Annotated in this window: 2 protein-coding genes; both read left to right on the top strand. The window is 60.9% G+C overall.

The genetic code is table 11. The annotated features are described in order from the left end of the window. The coding region (locus tag IT40_RS28215; protein ID WP_279626148.1) for a phosphate acyltransferase at window positions 1-160 on the top strand (160 nt) is incomplete at its 5' end. A gap of 28 nt (window positions 161-188) precedes the next feature. Continuing rightward, a partial coding sequence (locus IT40_RS30620) for a hypothetical protein (RefSeq protein WP_157034125.1) occupies window positions 189-302 on the top strand: 114 nt, incomplete at its 3' end.

Raw genomic sequence — 302 nt, 5'->3', positions numbered from 1 at the left:
CCTGGGCGGCCTCACCGCCATCGGGCCCATCCTGCAGGGACTGGCAAAACCCGCAAACGACCTCTCGCGAGGATGCTCCGTCAAAGACATCGTCGACGCAGCAGCCGTAACCGCCGTCCAGACAGCAAAGCTCGGGCAATGTCGTTTTTCAGCCATGTAGGATAAGAAACCAAATGGGAGGTGGCCTGGTGAAGATCGGCGGATTGAAGGAGATTTTTGAGGGGGAGGCTCGGGTCGCCATCACTCCGTCCTCTGCGGGGCATCTGCGCAAGCTGGGGCATGACGTGCATGTCGAGACGGGC

The organism is Paracoccus versutus, assembly GCF_000763885.1.
Lineage (GTDB): Bacteria > Pseudomonadota > Alphaproteobacteria > Rhodobacterales > Rhodobacteraceae > Paracoccus > Paracoccus versutus.
The sequence above is the reverse complement of the archived record's forward strand: the minus strand, read 5'-3'. Positions and strand labels throughout refer to the sequence as shown.